This is a genomic window from Streptomyces sp. NBC_01384 (genome assembly GCF_045040035.1).
In the GTDB taxonomy this organism is placed as follows: Bacteria; Actinomycetota; Actinomycetes; order Streptomycetales; family Streptomycetaceae; genus Streptomyces.
The window spans coordinates 3,175,397-3,192,028 of the sequence record NZ_CP109559.1; the positions used below are offsets into that span (position 1 = coordinate 3,175,397).

Below are 16,632 nucleotides of genomic sequence, written 5' to 3' on the forward strand. Positions count from 1 at the left end.
CGGGCCGCCGTCGTGCTGTCGGATCAGTCGGAGCGGTCGGAGCAGTTGGAGCGGTCGGAGGGAGGACGGAATTCCGTCAGTCCTCCGCCGGTCGTCCGCCGGTCGTCCGTCAGTCCTCCGTGGTCGCCGAGACCGTCGGACGGTCTTGCTGCCCGGCCGCCGCGGTCTTCTTCGCCGTGGTCTTGGCGGCCGTCTTCTTCGTCGCGGTCGCCTTCTTGGCCGTGGCCTTCTTGGCGACCGTCTTCTTGGCCGCGGTCTTCTTGGTGGCGGCCTTCGTCGCGGTCGCCTTCTTGGCCGTCTTGCGGGCGGCCGTCTTCTTGGCCGCGACCGGAGCCTCGACGTCGGCCTCGGCCACCGTCTCAGCCACCTCAGCCGGCTCAGCCGGCCCAGACACCTCGGCCGTCTCGGCGACCGGCTCCGCCGAAGCCGACGGGACGACCACGACGGCCGCCTCCTCGGACGCGGTGGGCGCGGTGGCCTTGCGGACGGCGCGGCGACGCGGGCGGGCCGGGGCCGCGCTCTCGGCGGCGGGCTCGGCCACGGGCTCGGGCTTCGGCTCGACGACCTCGGCGGCAGCCTCCGGCGCGGGAACCGCCACCGGCTCCGAGACCGTCACCACGGCCTCTTCCGCCGCCTTCGGGGAACCGGCCGGGGCCGACACCTTCCGGGTCGCACGACGGCGCGTACGCCCCTTGGGGGCGGCCTCGTCCTCCTGTACGGCGACCGCGGGGGCCGGGGCGGCCTCGGCCACCGCCGTCTCCATGACCGGCGCCTCGGCCACCGGCGTCTCGACGACCGGGTCCTCGACCGCGACCGGCTCGGACTCGGCGGCGTCGCGGGACGTCAGCGCCCGCTCGGTCCGCTCGGCCCGCTCCTCACGCCGACTCCGGGGAGCGCGCTCCTCGGCCCTCGGCGCACCCGCCGGAGCCGACGCGCGCCGGGTCGCCCGGCGCCGCGAACGGCCACGGGTAGCCGCGGCCTCCGCCTCGGCGGCGCTGCTGTACAGCTCCTCGTCCGGCTGGAAGGCACCCATGAGCGGCTCCGCCACGGGGGGCTCGGCGAGCGCGACGGGCGCGGCGACCTCGGCGGCCACCTCGGCCTCGCGCTCGACCGTCGCCGGCTCCTCGGCGAGCTCGTGCGTCTCCTCGAACTCGTGGTCGTGCTCGGGGACCTGCTCGGCGCCGCCACGGCCGCGCTTCTTGCGCTTGCCGCCGCCCCCGACGGAGGTCGGCTGCTCCATGTGCACGATCACGCCACGGCCGTTGCAGTGGACACAGGTCTCGGAGAAGGACTCCAGCAGACCCTGACCGACGCGCTTACGGGTCATCTGCACCAGGCCCAGCGAGGTCACCTCGGCGACCTGGTGCTTCGTACGGTCGCGTCCCAGGCACTCCAGCAGGCGCCGGAGCACCAGGTCCCGGTTGGACTCCAGGACCATGTCGATGAAGTCGATGACGACGATGCCGCCCAGGTCGCGCAGCCGCAGCTGGCGCACGATCTCCTCGGCCGCCTCCAGGTTGTTCCTGGTCACGGTCTCTTCGAGGTTGCCGCCCTGCCCGGTGAACTTGCCGGTGTTGACGTCGACCACGACCATGGCCTCGGTCTTGTCGATCACCAGCGAACCGCCGCTGGGCAGCCAGACCTTGCGGTCCAGCGCCTTCATCAGCTGCTCGTCGATGCGGTACGTCGCGAAGACGTCGACCTCGGAGGTCCACTTCGACAGACGGTCGGCCAGGTCGGGCGCGACGTGGGACACGTACCCGTGGATGGTCTCCCACGCCTCGTCGCCGCTGACGATGACCTTGGAGAAGTCCTCGTTGAAGATGTCGCGGACGACGCGGACGGTCATGTCCGGCTCGCCGTACAGCAGGGTCGGCGCGTTCGAGCTGCCGCCACTCTTCGCCTTCTTCTGGATGTCCTCCCACTGCGCCTGCAGCCGCTCGACGTCACGGCTCAGCTCGTCCTCGCTCGCGCCCTCGGCGGCGGTGCGCACGATGACGCCGGCGTCCTCGGGGACGATCTTCTTGAGGATGGTCTTCAGGCGCGCGCGCTCGGTGTCGGGCAGCTTGCGGCTGATGCCGGTCATCGAGCCCTCGGGCACGTAGACCAGGTAGCGGCCGGGCAGCGACACCTGGCTGGTGAGGCGGGCACCCTTGTGGCCGATCGGGTCCTTGGTGACCTGCACGAGGACCGACTGGCCGGACTTCAGCGCGCTCTCGATGCGGCGCGGCCCGTTGGCCATGCCCAGTGCCTCGAAGTTGACCTCACCGGCGTACAGCACGGCGTTGCGGCCCTTGCCGATGTCGATGAAGGCGGCCTCCATCGACGGCAGCACGTTCTGGACCTTGCCCAGGTAGACGTTGCCGACGTACGAGGTCGACTGCTCCTTGTTGACGTAGTGCTCGACGAGCACGTTGTCCTCAAGGACGCCGATCTGGGTGCGCTCGCCGCTCTCACGGACGACCATCACGCGCTCGACGGCCTCACGGCGGGCCAGGAACTCGGCCTCGGTGATGATCGGAACGCGCCGACGACCCTGCTCACGCCCTTCGCGGCGGCGCTGCTTCTTGGCCTCCAGGCGGGTCGAGCCCTTGATGGACTGAACCTCGTCGCTCGGGTGCTCGTCCTTCTTGCCGCGCGGCTCGCGGACCTTGACGACAGTGCGCTCGGGGTCGTTCTCACCGAGCTCGACGTCGGAGCCGGAGTCACCGGCACGACGGCGACGGCGACGGCGGCGACGGCTGCTGCTGGAGCCGGAACCACCCGACTCCTCGTGCTCGTCCGCCTCCTCGGCGTCCTCCTCGACCTGCTCGGCGGTGTCCTCGGCGTCCTGCTCGGCCTGCTCGGCGGCGTACTCGTCGTCGCCGACCTCACCGTCCGCGTCGGCGGACTCGCCGCGACGACGGCGACGGCCACCGCGGCGGCGACGCCGACGCGAGCTCGCGGACTCCTCCTCGGACTCGTCACCCTCGACGACGTCCTCGGCGTCCTCTGCGGACTCAGCGGGCTCGGCGGGTTCCTCCACCTCGTCGGCCGGCTCCGCGGCCTGGGCCGCGGGCGCCTCCTCGACGGCCCGGCGACGGCGACGACGGCGTCCGCCGGTCTCCTCCTCGACGGCGGCGGGGGCCTCGACGACCGCTTCGGCCTCGGGAGCCTCCGCGACCTCCGCGGCCTCCTCCGCCGCTTCGGCGGCAGCCGCGGCGGCGGCCCGCTCCGGCGTCTGGAACATCGGCTCGGTGAACACGGGCGCCTGGAACACGGCGACGGCCGGACGCGCGGGTCGCCGCGCGGACTCGGCTTCCTTCGGCGCGGGGGCGGAGAAACCGACGGCGGCCTTGCGGGTGGCGCGACGGCGGGTACGGCGCGGGGCACCCTCCTCGGCGGTCTCGGCTTCGGCGGCGACGGGCTCGCTGGGCTCGCTGGGCTTGTTCTCGCTGGTCACGGGCGCCTCCACACGCTCGTCGGCGGCGTCGCCCTCGGGCGCACCGGCGGGCGCGGAGACACGCCGGGTGGCGCGACGACGGGTGGTACGGCGGGGCGCGGCGTCCTCGGCGGCGGGCACCGGCTCCTCAGTGGCAGCGGCAGCGGCTTCGGTGACCTCCGCCGTCGCGATCGCCCCTGCGGGCTCGACGGGCTCGGCCGCGTCGGCCGCCTCGGCCGTCTTGGGCGCACCGGTCGGCGCGGAGGCGCGGCGGGTCGCGCGGCGGCGCGGACGGGCGGCGGGCGCGGCCTCCTCGACGGCAGGGGTCTGCTCGACGGAGGGAGCCTCTTCGACGGCGGGGGTCTCTTCGACCCGGGCCTCGGCCTCGGCAGGCGCGGCCGCGGGCACCGCGGTCTCCGCCGTCTCGGCAGCCCCCGGCGCACCGGCGGGCGCGGACACCCGGCGAGTGGCACGGCGACGCGTACGACGCGGTGCGGCGTCCTCGGCGGACTCGACCGGCGCGACGGGCTCGGCGGCAGCGGCCGGAGCCACCGCCTCCGCCACCGTCTCTCCGGTCGCCGCTTCGGCCGTCTCTTCGGTCTCGACGGCCGCTGCCGTCTCGGCGGCGGCCACGGCCTCAGCAGATGCCACCGGCGGTATAGCCGGAGCCGTGGTCTCGGCCACGGCCTCGGAGTCGGCCGCGCCCGTGGGCGGGCCGGCCGGGCGCGACGCCGCACGGCGGCGGCGCCGCGGCGGCAGGGTGTCGCTCGGAGTGTTGTTGTTGTCGGAACCCTCAGTGGGTTCGGTCGGCTCGAGCATGCGGGTGGATCTCCCGTCAGGCTCCCGGGCGCCGCGCCTGGTCCGGCAGTGCCGGTGACGTCCGCGGCTCGCGCGATGCGCGGTGCCGCCGTCCGGGGCGCGGGCGCCGCACGGGAGCTCTCTGTGTCCTGTCTCGCCGGTTCCGTACGCCATGTGTGCGTACGGCCTGGCGAAAGTCTTCTGGTCGGTGCGCTGCCCGACCCAGGTGGCTCCCGGATACGAGGGCGGCGCTACGACGTCCGTCCTTACGCGGGACCTTCCTTACGCCGACGCCTTCGCGGCGGCAGTTTCGGCGGCCCCTGTGCGATCGGCTGGGGCGGCCGTGACTGCCTCGCGGTCGGGCGCGAGCGGGTCGGTCACCGTGCCGGTCTCTTCATCGAACAGCCCCTGCGCCAGCCTGGTCACCGCTGCGGCGACCGGCGGCGCCAGGTCGGCCACGGCGCGGAGACCGGACAGGACGTCGTCGGGTCGTACGGCAGGCGTCACGTGCCGAACAACCAGCCGCAGTATCGCACAGGGCTGGTCGGTCGGCCTATCGGCCTGCGGACCGTGCGCCTCGAGGCTCGCCACGGCGCCTCGGGCGTCGAAGGTGCGCATCCCGTTCTTGGTCCTGCGCTGGACCTCCACCGTGTCGGCCGACTTGAAGGCCTCGACCGCGCGCTCGGCGTCCGCGGGCGCCACGCCGTCGAGGCGCAGCTCCCACACGGATGCGGTGAGCCGGTCGGCGAGACCCGACGTCCGGGCCTCGACCGCCTCGATGATGTCGAGCCCGTCGGGCAGCGACTCGTCGAGGAGTTCGCACAGCTTCTGAGGGTCACGCGCCTCGGTGAGCGCGATCTCCAGGTACTCCGCCTCACTGCCCGTGCCGGTGGGTGCGGCATTGGCGTACGACACCTTCGGATGCGGCGTGAACCCCGCCGAGTACGCCATCGGCACCTCGGCACGGCGCAGCGCACGCTCGAAGGCGCGCTGGAAGTCACGGTGGCTGGTGAACCGGAGGCGGCCGCGCTTGGTGTAGCGCAGTCGGATGCGCTGCACCGCGGGTGCGGGCGGTGGGCCTTCGGGCTGTCGCTTGCCCAGTGTCACTTCTCCTTGTGTGCGGCGGTCGGTTGCGCAACCCCCGCGTGCGCGGGAACAACTCCGACTGGCGCCGGATCACCCCCGCGTCGGCGGGGAAACCTCGCAACCGGACCTCTGCTCTAGGGTACGCGTCTCGCGGACCCCTGGTTCCCGACGGGGCACGGCCCGAAGGTCCCGGGGCGCGCCGAAGAGCATGCGGCGGAAGTCGGCGCGGGCCTGCCGGCCGGACTCACGGGCGGTGGCCAGGGCCTGCCGGGCGGACTCACGCGCGGTGGCCAGGGCCTGCCGGGTCACGCGGCCCACACCGCGCGCGGCCTCGGCGACGGGCCGCAGGACCGTGTCCCGGACGACGTGCCCGAGGGGCGTCAACACACTCCGGTACACCCAGCGCACGGGCTCCACGAAGATCCACCGGAAGAGTCGTCCGAGGAACCGTCCGACGGCGAGCGAGAGGTGCCCGGCGACCCGCCAGGCGTGCCCGAGCGCGCCCCCGATCTCCCGCCCGACAACAGCGAGGAAGCGCCCGATCGGCACCAGCACCCAGCGCCACAGGGCGAGCGCGGGCAGCACGAGCAGGACACGCAGGGTCCAGTAGAGCCCGGCACCGATGCCGTTGAAGATCATCCGTACGAGCCACCCGAGTCCACGCGGGGTCGGTACCGAGACGCGGCACGTCGGTGGCACGACGCGGTGCAAAGGGGGTGAAACGGTAACCAAGGAACCAGCCGTGTGCAACGGGCGGGGCTCCAGGCACACTTTGCGTGTCGTAGTCACATCACGTCACCAAGAGGATGATCCACGCATGATTACGCTCACGAAGGAAGACGGCCCGGCGGATCTGGACGGAGTGACCCATCTGTCCATCGGGGTGTCCTGGGATCCCACCGCCGGCAGCAGCGGCGGGGTGATGGGCGCACTCCGCCGCAAGGCCGGCACCGACCTGGACCTGATCGCCATCGCCATGCAGGGCGGGGACCCGGTGCGTCTGGCGGGCCTCGACTCCCTCGACCCCATGGGCAACGGCTCCTTGGTCCACAGCGGCGACAACCAGACCGGGCGCGGGGAGGGCGACGACGAGACGGTGACGGTCGAGTTCGCGCGGATACCGCCCCACATCACGTCGATCGTGTTCGTCGCCGCCGCCTTCAAGAAGGGCAGCTCCTTCCAGAAGGCACGCAACATCAGCTTCAAGGTGTACGACGCGACCGGGGGCAACTCCCAGCAGGTCGCCGACATCTGGCCGAGTCTGCTCACCCAGGACAACGGCTGCGCCGTGGCCAAGGCCGTTCGCGTCGGCGGTGCCTGGAAGCTCGAGGTCATCAATGCGACGGGGAAGATCAAGCAGGGGGACGAGCACGCCCTGATGCGCTTCGCCATCAGCAAGTAGTTCGCCTTCAGTAAGTAGCTTCAGCTTCAGTACGTAGCTTCAGTAATAAGCAGTACGGGGTTCCTGCGGCCCGGCATCCGCGTGACGCCCGGGCCGCGGGCGGTGGCGCGCGCCACCGCCGCCTCCGGTACGGGACACCGCTCCTTCACCGAGTACCGCGAATCCACCGAGTACCGCGAAGGCCTCGAAGCGGCAGGGTTCACGCAGGTCGAGATCGCGCCCACGCACCCCGTCGCCGACGGCATGCGCTCCGCCATCGTTCGCGCCACCAAGCCCGCAACCCGGACGGACGCACCCGGCCCGGGCGGTGATGTCATCCGACACGCCCAGCTCAGTGGTACTGCGGTGCTACAGGCCTCGCTTCATTGAGCTCCCGGGTACGACGGATCCCGGTCCGCCGGCCCCTAGCGTGGCGAGTGAGCAGTCAGGCGGGGTCCGGCCCCCCGAACGTGAGGGAAGAGCGAGCGATGATCGAGGCACATCAGCTGACGAAGCGGTACGGCGAGAAGACCGCGGTCGACCGGCTCGACTTCGCCGTCAAGCCCGGCACGGTCACCGGCTTCCTGGGCCCGAACGGCGCCGGCAAGTCCACCACCATGCGCATGATCGTCGGACTGGACGCTCCGTCCAGCGGCAGCGTCACGGTCAACGGCAAGCACTACGCCCAGCACACCGCGCCCCTGCAGGAGGTCGGCGCGCTGCTGGAGGCCAAGTCGATCCACCCGGGCCGGTCCGCGTTCGACCACCTGATGGCACAGGCCCACACCCACGGCATTCCGCGCCGCCGGGTGGACGAGGTCATCGAGCTGACCGGGCTGCAGTCCGTGGCCAAGAAGCGCGCGGGCGCCTTCTCCCTCGGCATGGGCCAGCGCCTGGGCATCGCCGCGGCCCTCCTGGGCGACCCGGCCACCATCATGCTCGACGAGCCGGTCAACGGGCTGGACCCCGAGGGCGTGCTGTGGATCCGCAACCTGCTGACCGGCCTCGCGGCGGACGGCCGTACGGTCTTCGTCTCCTCGCACCTGATGAGCGAGATGGCCCTGGTCGCCGACCACCTGATCATCGTCGGACGCGGCCGCCTGCTGGCCGACACCACCGTCAAGGAACTGGTCCAGCAGGCCGGCGGCGACACCGTGACCGTGGCCTCCGACCAGTCGGCCCGCCTGCGCGAGGTACTGGCCGGCCCCGACGTCGAGATCACCGGCGAGGTCGGCTCCGAGGAACTGCACGTGACGGGCCTGTCCGCGCGGGCCATCGGCCTCAAGGCCGCCGAGCACGGCATCCCCCTGTTCGAGCTCAGCTCCCGGACCGTCTCCCTGGAACAGGCCTTCATGGACCTGACCCGCGACGCCGTCGAGTACCACGCCACCGCCACCGTCGAGACCCCCGGGAGGGCGGCATGAGCACCATCACCGTCACCGACACCGACAGCCCCGCGCCCGCACCGGTCCCGGCGGCACGTCCGACGTACAAGGTCACCGGGCGTCGTGTCCTGCGCTCCGAGTGGGCGAAGCTGTGGTCCCTGCGCTCCACCTGGATCACCCTCGGTCTCGGCCTGCTGTTCCTGATCGCGTTCGGCGTGATCGCCGCCGCGCACTACAAGTCCCAGATCGACTCCGGTGAGCGGCTGCGCCCGGACGACGTGTCGGCCACCGCGCTCAGCCTCTCCGTGTTCGGCACGAACTTCGCGCAACTGGCGCTCGGTGTCCTGGGCGTGCTGGTCACCGCCGGCGAGTACTCCACCGGCATGATCCGCTCCACGCTGGCCGCCGTCCCGCGCCGCCTGCCGGTGCTGTGGTCCAAGGCGGCGGTGTTCGGCCTGGTCGCCCTCGTCGTCTCCACGGTCGGCGTCTTCGTCGCGTTCCTGATCACCAGCGGGATCGTCTCCGGCACCCCCGCGGCCCTGACGATCTCCCACTCCGGCGTCGTCCGCAGCCTGCTGGGCGCGGGCCTCTACCTCGGTCTGGTCGGCGTGATCGGCACCGCCCTGGGCGCGCTGCTGCGTTCGGTCGCCGGTGGCATCTCGGTCCTGGTCGCCTCGCTGATGCTGATCCCCGGTCTGATCCACCTGCTGCCCACCTCGTGGCAGGACAACATCAGCCCGTACCTGCCCAGCAACGCGGGCGAGTCGATGTTCGCGCTGACCCACGACTCGACGGCCCTGTCGCCCACCGCCGGACTCCTGGTCTTCCTCGGCTGGACCCTGCTCGCGCTGGCAGGCGCCGCCTACCGCCTCGTACGCAGCGACGCCTGACCCTGACGTCTGCCCCGGACGTCTGATCCTGACGCCTGACCTCCTCGCCGGCGCGGCACCCCGACCGGGTCACCGGACCCGGTGCCGCGCCGGTCGGCCGTTTCCCGGGCCACGACGGACACGCGGCGGGGAAGCGGCCGGACACACAATGGACAGGTGACACCCATGAACGCGGACCAGTGACACCCATGAGCATCGACGACACCGCCCGTGCAGGGGAACCCTCCGACCCGCCCTTCGCGGAGGCGGACCTCCCGTGGAACCACCCCCTGGCCCATGGGCTGTCCCGCCTCGGTCGACGGCTCAAGCAGGGCGACCGGAACCGTCCGTGGATCCTGGACGCGGGCGTGATCATGGTCGTGGCGCTGATGTTCTGCGTGCCGGACCTGGTGCACGACGGCCACGGTGAACGACGGGGCTTCGACACCCACTTCACCCATCTGCCCTGGCCGGCGACTGTCGCACTGCAGGCCGGACTGGTCCTGCCCCTGCTGTGGCGGCGCAGAAGGCCGACCCTCGCCTTCGCCGTGATCGCCGCGGTGTTCTTCCTCCAGCTGGCCGTGGGCGTCTGGCTGCGCGCCGACATCGCCCTGCTGATCGCCCTCTACAGCCTGGTGGTGCACGGACAGCTCCGGCGACTGCCCGTGGCGTGCGCCGTCACAGCCTGCGCCCTGGTCCTGGTCGCCGTGCGGCTGGAGACCGTGGTGTCCGTCCTGGACGCGCTGTTCTTCCTGTTCAGCACCTTCACAGCGGCGGTCGCGCTCGGTCTGGCCGTACGGATCCGGCGCGCCCAGCTCGCCGTCCTGCGCGACCGCGCGACCCGCCTGGAGATCGAACGCGACCAGCGCAGCAAACTGGCCGCCGCCGCCGAACGCACCCGGGTCGCCCGCGAGATGCACGACATCGTCGGCCACAACCTCTCCGTCATCATCACCCTCGCCGACGGTGGCGCGTACGCGACCGACCTCGCACCGGAACGCGGCAAGCAGGCCCTGCTGCTCATCGGGGACACCGGACGCCAGGCGCTGGGCGAACTGCGCCGCATGCTCGGCGTGCTGCGCGAGCAGACCCAGACCCCCGCCGGGCCCCAGCTCAGCCCCCAGCCGGGCATCGCGGACATCGACGCCCTGTGCGCCCGGATCCGCGCCGCCGGTCCCCAGGTCGTCTACCGCACCGGCGGCGAGCTGGACACCCTGGACCGCGGTGTCCAGCTGACCGTCTACCGCATCGTCCAGGAGGCCCTCACCAACGCCCTCAAGCACGCGGGTCACGAGACCCGCGTCGAGCTCGCGGTGAGCGTCAAGGACACGCGGCTGCACATCGACGTCCACGACACCGGCCCGGGCGGCGGTACCGTCCGTCCCGGGTCACCTCACGACGAAGGACACGGACTCGCCGGCATGAGAGAACGCGCGGCCCTCTACAACGGGACTGTCACCGCGGGACCCGCCCCCGGCGGAGGCTGGACGGTGCGGGCCACCCTCGACCTCACCCCCCTGGCCGAGACCGACGTCACCCCGCCGGCCGCCACAGGCGGTGCGGCGTGACCACCGTGCTCATCGTGGACGACCAGCCCCTGCAACGCCTCGGCTTCCGGATGCTCCTGGAGAGCACCCCCGACACCGAAGTCCTCGGCGAGGCCGCCCACGGCGCCGACGCCGTCCGCAAGGCCGCCGAACTCCGCCCGGACGTGATCCTCATGGACGTACGGATGCCCGGCATGGACGGCATCGAGGCCACCCGCCGCGTCGTCGCCTCCGGCGACCGCTCCCGCGTCCTCATCCTGACCACGTTCGACCTGGACGAATACGCCCACGCGGCGCTGCGCGCGGGAGCCAGCGGCTTCCTCCTCAAGGACGCCCACCCAGAGGAACTCCTGGCCGGCATCCGCGCGGTCGCGGCGGGCGACGCCGTGATCGCCCCCGCACTGACCCGCCGCCTCCTCGACGCCTACGCCAAGCACCTGCCCCGTGAGTCGTCGGGTCAGCCGGGTCAAAGGACGGCGGACGACCCCCGGGTACGCGCCCTCACCGAACGGGAGTACGAGATCTTCGTCGCCATCGGCCAGGGCTGGAGCAACAGTGAGATCGCCGAGCGCCTGGTCGTGGCGGAATCCACCGTGAAGACCCACGTCGGCCGCGTCCTGGCGAAGGTGGGAGCCCGCGACCGGGTCCAGGCGGTCATCCTCGCCTACGACCTCGGACTCGCCCACCCGAACCCACCCGACTGACTCTCCGGCGCTGGACCGCGGTCGGTCTACTCCACCGGTGGCGTCATACGCGCCCCGAACGAGGTGGCAGTTCGCCGCCTCCGTCCCCGTGATCGCCGACCGGGTCGTCCAGGCCGCGTTGAAGCTGGTGGTTGAAGCTGGTATGGGAACCGATCTTCGAGGCCGACTTCAAGCCGGTCCGCTATGGGTTCCGGCCCAATCGGCGCGCCCAGGACGCGAGTGCCGAGATCCATTTCCATGGCACCCACGGCTACCGTCGGCTGCTGGACGCGGACATCGCGTCCAGCAGCGACCGGGAGCCCATGAAGTGACCTGGTCACGAGCGTCCGTTCCCACCTGAGTCGGGTTTACCGACTCACACCCTGGAAAAAAGAATGCTGGTTCGCGAATACCTGAATTCGGTCGGCGCCCCCGAAAACCAGGATTTGAGCTTCCTTTGAGCTTCACCGGATCCCAGGCACCGGAATCACTTATTCCGCACGTCCGATTGGTCCCTGATGGACGGAAACGAGATGTGCCGAGGGGAATTCACTACAACCTCTTTACTGGACCTTGACCGCTGGCGACTTTCGTATGTCACTTCGACCTCATACGTTTTCCCCGTTGACCCACAGGCTGAAGATTCATTTCCCAGGCCGACGACAACGGGGAGCACATAAATGCATACGCAGAACGCACGGAGATACGGCGCCCGCACCCTGGCCGCCGCAGCCGGGATGTCCTTGTTCGCACTCCTGGGGGTGACTCCGGCCATGGCACAGGCCGCGGTGCCCCAGAGCTGCCCGCCCGACCCCGGATACGCCTACTCGGGCGTCAGCTCGCACAACGTGGGCATGGTGCCCCCGGCGAGCGCACCCGGCGGACACACCCTCAGCATCGCCATCACCGCCGGGACCAGCGTCACCGGAACCGTCGGCGGCTCGGTCTCGGGTGACGTCCACGCGATCGTGGCCGGCGCCAAGGCCCAGGTGAACGCGTCGATCGCGCTCACCCTCAGCGCGAGCGTCACCTACACCGACTCCTGGAAGGTTCCTGCTTCCTGGCGGCTCGGGTACCTGCACGCGGGTGCGCACCGGGACCAGATGACCTGGAAGTACGGCCACTACCTGGCCAACTGCAGCTGGCACACCGACCGCAGCGGGACAGCCAAGCTCCCGTACCACATCCCGTCCTTCTGGTCGACCAAGGGATGAGGATGCGACGGCGAACCGCCGTCTGCGGGTTGGCCCTGGCCCTGTCACTTGCCGCGACAGCCGGTTGCGGAAGTCAGGGAAAGCACGCGCCGGACAATCTGTACCGCCCTGGAAGCAGCCAGTCGGGGAATTCGAGTCCGTCACACGAAGATGCGACACCGTCCCCGGTCATCCTCCCGGATATCGTCGATCTGAAGGGATCGGATACCCCGGCGGGTGCCATGCTGAAATCCACTGCCGGAAAAGGAAAGAGTGACGTCTCGCTCGCCGCTCTCGCCAAGAAAAGCAGAAGGGTGACCATCCGGTTCGTGTGCTCCGGGCAGGGGCAGGCCAAGGTCACCGATTCCTCGGGCGGCTTCATCCTGAACGTCGCCGGGTGCGACGGCACATCGGTATACACCACCGGATTCCGCAGTTCGACGGCAGACGGTCTCATCCACCTGTCCGTGGGGCAGAGCGTCGGGTGGAGATTCGCCATCTGGGCAGTTTGACGTGACCGCGGGAGCGGGACGGCCCCCTCCCGCGGTGGGCATGACGACAACTACGGGGAGTTCACGCAGATGCATACGCAGAACGCACGGAGATACGGCGCCCGCACCCTGGCCGCCGCAGCCGGGATATCCTTGTTCGCACTCCTGGGGGTGACTCCGGCCATGGCACAGGCCGCGGTGCCCCAGAGCTGCCCGCCCGACCCCGGATACGCCTACTCGGGCGTCAGCTCGCACAACGTGGGCATGGTGCCCCCGGCGAGCGCACCCGGCGGACACACCCTCAGCATCGCCATCACCGCCGGGACCAGCGTCACCGGAACCGTCGGCGGCCAGGTCGAAGGCAGCATCAACGCGATCGTGGCCGGTGCCAAGGCCCAGGTGAACGCGTCGATCGCGCTCAAGCTCGAAGCGAGCGTCACCTACAGGGACTCCTGGACGGTTCCTTCTTCCTGGAGGCTCGGGTACCTGCACGCGGGTGCGCACCGGGACCAGATGACCTGGAAGTACGGCCACTACCTGGCCAACTGCAGCTGGCACACCGACCGCAGCGGGACAGCCAAGCTCCCGTACCACATCCCGTCCTTCTGGTCGTCCAAGGGATAACCGCAGGACACCAGGGAGACTCGCAGGCCCCGGCGCGCGAAACGCCGGGGCCTGCGGTCATCCGGACCCGAGCGCGCTGCTGCACAGCCACAGCCATACATCCCCGGGTACCCACCGCGAGGCGCGTCATCCAGCACGCTCGGCCTCCACCGCGGCACCAGGGCCACACTGGTTCCGTACCGCGCTCCTCGCGTCGACCAGGCCGCAGCCTGTTCGGACCTCGGGGGGTGCTACTCGCCGTCCGCCGACGGCAGGTCCTGCTCGGTCCAGATCGTCTTGCCGGTGGGTGTGTAGCGCGTGCCCCAGTGGTGGGTCATCTGGGCGATGATGAACAGGCCCCGGCCTCCCTCGTCGTCGTTCGCGGCGTGCCGCAGATTGGGCGTGGTGTGGCCGGTGTCGGAGACTTCGCAGATCAGGGTCCGGTCGCGGATCAGGCGCACCTGGATCGGGCCTCCGACGTAGCGGATGGCGTTGGTGACCAGTTCGCTGACGATGAGCTCGCTGGTGAACGTCAGGTCGTCCAGCCCCCAGTCGCGGAGCTGCTTGCTGACGGCGGTGCGGATGGTGGCCACCACCGCCGGGTCCGGGGGCAGTTCCCACTGGGTGAACTGGTTCCGGTCGAGCAGGCGTGTGCGGGCGATGAGCAGCGTCGCGTCCTCGTCCACCGCCCCGGGCAGCAGGGTGGTCACCGCCCGGTCGCACAGCTCTTCCAGGGACGTTCGGTCGTCGGCGAGGATCTGGGACAGCTGCGCGAGTCCGGCGTCACGGCCGGCGGTCGCCTGGAGGAGGCCGCCCGTGAAGAGGGCGACGAGACTGCCCGGCGGGAGCTCCAGTTCCGTGCTCTGGTAGGGCACGCCACCGATCCCCAGCGGCGGTCCGGGGGGCAGCTCCGGATAGTCGACGACGCCCGTGTACGGTTCGACGACCGCCAGTACCGGCTCCCCGGCCCGCGCCAGGCTGCACTTCCCCGAGACGGGGTCGTACACCGCGTACAGGCAGGTCACGCCGAGGGCCTCGTCGGCCTTCGGCCTCGGGTGGCCCGGGCCTTGGCCGACCCCGCGCTCCTGCGCGGTCAGCTCGAACAGGTCGTCCAGGCGGGACAGGAGCTCGTCCGGGCTCAGGTCCAGCCGGGCCAGGACGCGCACCCCCGTGCGCAAACGTCCCATGGTGGCCGCGGCGCGCAGCCCGTGACCGAGCACGTCCCCGACGACCAGGCCGACCCGGGTGCCCGACAGGGGGATGACGTCGTACCAGTCGCCGCCCACCCCGGACCCGCTGTCGGCGGGCAGGTAGCGGCTCGCCGAGTCAACGGCGACGTGCGGCGGCAGATGGCGCGGAAGCAGGCTCCGCTGGAGTTTGAGGGCCACGGCGTGGCCACGGGTGACCACCGGCATCAGCAGGAAACCGAGCAGCAGGGCGCCCAGGCCCAGGACGGTGACCCCGCCCGTCCTTCCGATCAGCGGGAGGTCGACGGTGGTCGTGCCGTAACCGGGGTTCGCGTAGACGACGAAGGTGGCGTACAGGAACAGCAGGAGCATGATCAGCCCGCCGAGCCCCGGCAACACGCCCTTGAAGACCAGGTCTTCGGCACTGCGGGTGAGGATCTTGCGGTGGTACCAGACACAGGCGAAGCCGGTCAGCCCGTACTGGAATGCGATCGCGAGACCGACCGAGTCGATCGAGTCGGCCAGGACGTTCTGGCTGAACGTCTTCAGCAGGACCAGCAAGGCGATCGAGACCGCTCCCATGCCGACGGTCCCCCAGGTCGGGGTGAGAAACCTGCGGTGGACCCGGGCGAACCGGGAGGGGACGGCCTTGTGGACCGCCATGGAGAAGACGGTCCTGGCCAGGGGCAGGATGGTGGTCTCGGCGGAGGCCAACGCGGAGGTCAGCACCATCAGGATCAGCAGTCTCGACAGGAACAGCCCCGTGTCGTGGCTCCCGAACACGGCGTCGCCCACTCCGGAGAACACATCGTCCGAGTTGTGCGTGTTGCCGAGCCCGATGCCCGAGGTGCCGACTCCCGCGAACGCCTGCGTCGAAGTGGACACCAGCCCGTACGTGATCAGGAGCAGCACGGTGGACATGACCGCGGCGCGCCCGGGGACGCGCGTGCTGTCGACGGTTTCCTCGTTGACCGCGAATGAGGTGTCCCAGCCCCAGTAGATGAAGACCCCCGCGAGGACGCCCGAGGTCAGGGCCTTTACCGAGGGCACCTCGAAGGGGTTGAACCAGGAGGCGGAAACGTGGATCGCCGTCGGGGGAGGGCTGGTGTAGACCCTGACCAGCGCGGCGACGGCGAACAGGATCAGCATCACCACTTCCAGACACAGCAGCCAGCGCTGGACAGCCGCCGAGACCTCGATGCCGACGTAGCAGATCACGGTCAGCACGGCGATCCAGACGATGCCCACCACGGTGGTCCACAGCCGGTTCTCCGCCAGGTCGTCCAAGCCCACCAAGCGGAAGCTGTAGGCAGCGGCGATCTCGGCGAGGCTCGCCATGACGATGATGTTGGCGACGATGAGGCCCCAGCCACCCATCCAGCCGGTGCGCGGTCCGAAGGCGCGGGTGGCCCAGGTGAAGGTGGTCCCGCAGTCGGCGTTGCTCGCGTTGAGCTCCCGGAAGGCGTACGCGACCAGCAGCATCGGGATGAACGCCAGCATGGTGACGATCGGGGCCTGCAGTCCGACCCCGGCCACGATGATGCCCAGCGTGGCGGCCAGGCTGTACGCCGGGCCGGTGGAGGCCAGGCCCATGGCCACCGAGGACAACATGCCCAAGGCGTCGTTCTTGAGCCCTTTCCGGCCGGACCCCGTCCCGGGAGCGGGGCGGCCGGCGGACGCGGCGCCGCCAAAGTGCCTCACACTTGATTCCACCGCCGGGCCACTCCCCTCCGCAACAGCGCAGGGGCACAGGAAGGCCGCCGGTCACACAACCGGGCAGCCGGGGTGACGCCCGAACCCCGGCCGCCCCCCTGTGGCTGCCATGGTGCACGACGGCGATCCGGCCGTTCCCTGCCGCTCACGGAGCCTGCCGCTCGCGGAGCGAAACATAGCCGTACGAAGGCCCGTACCGAGCTCAGACCCACTCCACCACTGAGTGGATGCCGAGGGGCCCCTGGGCTCCGGCAGGGGCGTACGAGGGCTGCATT

At 70.9% G+C, this 16,632-nt stretch carries 13 protein-coding genes and 1 pseudogene; 10 read left to right on the top strand and 4 right to left on the bottom strand.

Annotated features, from left to right (window positions below; genetic code table 11):
• Window positions 1-109 precede the first annotated feature (109 nt).
• The 3 genes and pseudogenes from OG747_RS14410 to OG747_RS14420 all read right to left on the bottom strand — a co-directional run.
• Window positions 110-4,240: a ribonuclease E/G gene (locus tag OG747_RS14410; protein ID WP_405879722.1), complete on the bottom strand. Its 4,131-nt coding sequence runs from the start codon at window positions 4,238-4,240 to the stop codon at window positions 110-112.
• Between the two features lie 261 nt (window positions 4,241-4,501).
• Window positions 4,502-5,278: a TIGR03936 family radical SAM-associated protein gene (locus OG747_RS14415; protein ID WP_405885540.1), complete on the bottom strand. Its 777-nt coding sequence runs from the start codon at window positions 5,276-5,278 to the stop codon at window positions 4,502-4,504.
• A gap of 117 nt (window positions 5,279-5,395) precedes the next feature.
• Window positions 5,396-6,007, bottom strand: a pseudogene (locus OG747_RS14420) (hypothetical protein); the annotation flags it as partial.
• A 115-nt stretch (window positions 6,008-6,122) separates the two neighbouring features.
• On the opposite strand from OG747_RS14420, the gene OG747_RS14425 reads away from it, so the two are divergent.
• The 10 genes from OG747_RS14425 (at window position 6,123) to OG747_RS14470 (ending at window position 13,478) form a co-directional block, all read left to right on the top strand.
• The gene (locus tag OG747_RS14425; RefSeq protein WP_405879723.1) at window positions 6,123-6,707 is read left to right on the top strand and encodes a TerD family protein; all 585 of its coding nucleotides are present in this window, start codon (window positions 6,123-6,125) and stop codon (window positions 6,705-6,707) included.
• Window positions 6,708-6,788: 81 nt separating this feature from the next.
• A complete protein-coding gene (locus OG747_RS14430) occupies window positions 6,789-7,076 on the top strand; it encodes a hypothetical protein (protein ID WP_405879725.1) in 288 nt (95 codons plus the stop codon).
• A gap of 98 nt (window positions 7,077-7,174) precedes the next feature.
• Window positions 7,175-8,110, top strand: a complete 936-nt coding sequence (locus OG747_RS14435) for an ABC transporter ATP-binding protein (protein ID WP_405879726.1) — start codon at window positions 7,175-7,177, stop codon at window positions 8,108-8,110.
• Window positions 8,107-8,961, top strand: coding sequence for an ABC transporter permease (locus OG747_RS14440; RefSeq protein ID WP_405879727.1), 855 nt, complete (start codon window positions 8,107-8,109; stop codon window positions 8,959-8,961). The genes OG747_RS14435 and OG747_RS14440 overlap by 4 nt, the downstream gene beginning before the upstream one ends.
• Window positions 8,962-9,149: 188 nt before the next feature.
• Window positions 9,150-10,508, top strand: coding sequence for a sensor histidine kinase (locus OG747_RS14445; protein ID WP_405879728.1), 1,359 nt, complete (start codon window positions 9,150-9,152; stop codon window positions 10,506-10,508).
• Window positions 10,505-11,191 (top strand): response regulator, encoded by a 687-nt coding sequence (locus tag OG747_RS14450; RefSeq protein WP_405879729.1) that lies wholly within the window; start codon window positions 10,505-10,507, stop codon window positions 11,189-11,191. The genes OG747_RS14445 and OG747_RS14450 overlap by 4 nt, the downstream gene beginning before the upstream one ends.
• A 131-nt stretch (window positions 11,192-11,322) precedes the next feature.
• Window positions 11,323-11,502: a hypothetical protein gene (locus tag OG747_RS14455; protein WP_405879730.1), complete on the top strand. Its 180-nt coding sequence runs from the start codon at window positions 11,323-11,325 to the stop codon at window positions 11,500-11,502.
• Window positions 11,503-11,850: 348 nt separating this feature from the next.
• Window positions 11,851-12,384, top strand: coding sequence for a hypothetical protein (locus tag OG747_RS14460; protein WP_405879731.1), 534 nt, complete (start codon window positions 11,851-11,853; stop codon window positions 12,382-12,384).
• Between the two features lie 2 nt (window positions 12,385-12,386).
• Window positions 12,387-12,875: a hypothetical protein gene (locus tag OG747_RS14465; protein WP_405879732.1), complete on the top strand. Its 489-nt coding sequence runs from the start codon at window positions 12,387-12,389 to the stop codon at window positions 12,873-12,875.
• A 69-nt stretch (window positions 12,876-12,944) separates the two neighbouring features.
• Window positions 12,945-13,478, top strand: coding sequence for a hypothetical protein (locus OG747_RS14470; RefSeq protein WP_405879733.1), 534 nt, complete (start codon window positions 12,945-12,947; stop codon window positions 13,476-13,478).
• 230 nt (window positions 13,479-13,708) lie between these two features.
• Here the strand turns inward: OG747_RS14470 and OG747_RS14475 are convergent, their stop codons facing one another.
• The gene (locus tag OG747_RS14475) at window positions 13,709-16,255 is read right to left on the bottom strand and encodes an amino acid permease (RefSeq protein WP_405879734.1); all 2,547 of its coding nucleotides are present in this window, start codon (window positions 16,253-16,255) and stop codon (window positions 13,709-13,711) included.
• Window positions 16,256-16,632: the final 377 nt, after the last annotated feature.

What these genes read in the sequence shown, in the direction of transcription:
- OG747_RS14460 (WP_405879731.1), top strand. Translation starts at nt 11,851, where the DNA reads ATGCATACGCAGAACGCACGGAGATACGGCGCCCGCACCCTGGCCGCC.
- OG747_RS14465 (WP_405879732.1), top strand. Translation starts at nt 12,387, where the DNA reads ATGCGACGGCGAACCGCCGTCTGCGGGTTGGCCCTGGCCCTGTCACTT.
- OG747_RS14475 (WP_405879734.1), bottom strand. Translation starts at nt 16,255, where the DNA reads ATGTTGTCCTCGGTGGCCATGGGCCTGGCCTCCACCGGCCCGGCGTAC.
- OG747_RS14440 (WP_405879727.1), top strand. Translation starts at nt 8,107, where the DNA reads ATGAGCACCATCACCGTCACCGACACCGACAGCCCCGCGCCCGCACCG.
- OG747_RS14425 (WP_405879723.1), top strand. Translation starts at nt 6,123, where the DNA reads ATGATTACGCTCACGAAGGAAGACGGCCCGGCGGATCTGGACGGAGTG.
- OG747_RS14470 (WP_405879733.1), top strand. Translation starts at nt 12,945, where the DNA reads ATGCATACGCAGAACGCACGGAGATACGGCGCCCGCACCCTGGCCGCC.
- OG747_RS14445 (WP_405879728.1), top strand. Translation starts at nt 9,150, where the DNA reads ATGAGCATCGACGACACCGCCCGTGCAGGGGAACCCTCCGACCCGCCC.
- OG747_RS14410 (WP_405879722.1), bottom strand. Translation starts at nt 4,240, where the DNA reads ATGCTCGAGCCGACCGAACCCACTGAGGGTTCCGACAACAACAACACT.
- OG747_RS14435 (WP_405879726.1), top strand. Translation starts at nt 7,175, where the DNA reads ATGATCGAGGCACATCAGCTGACGAAGCGGTACGGCGAGAAGACCGCG.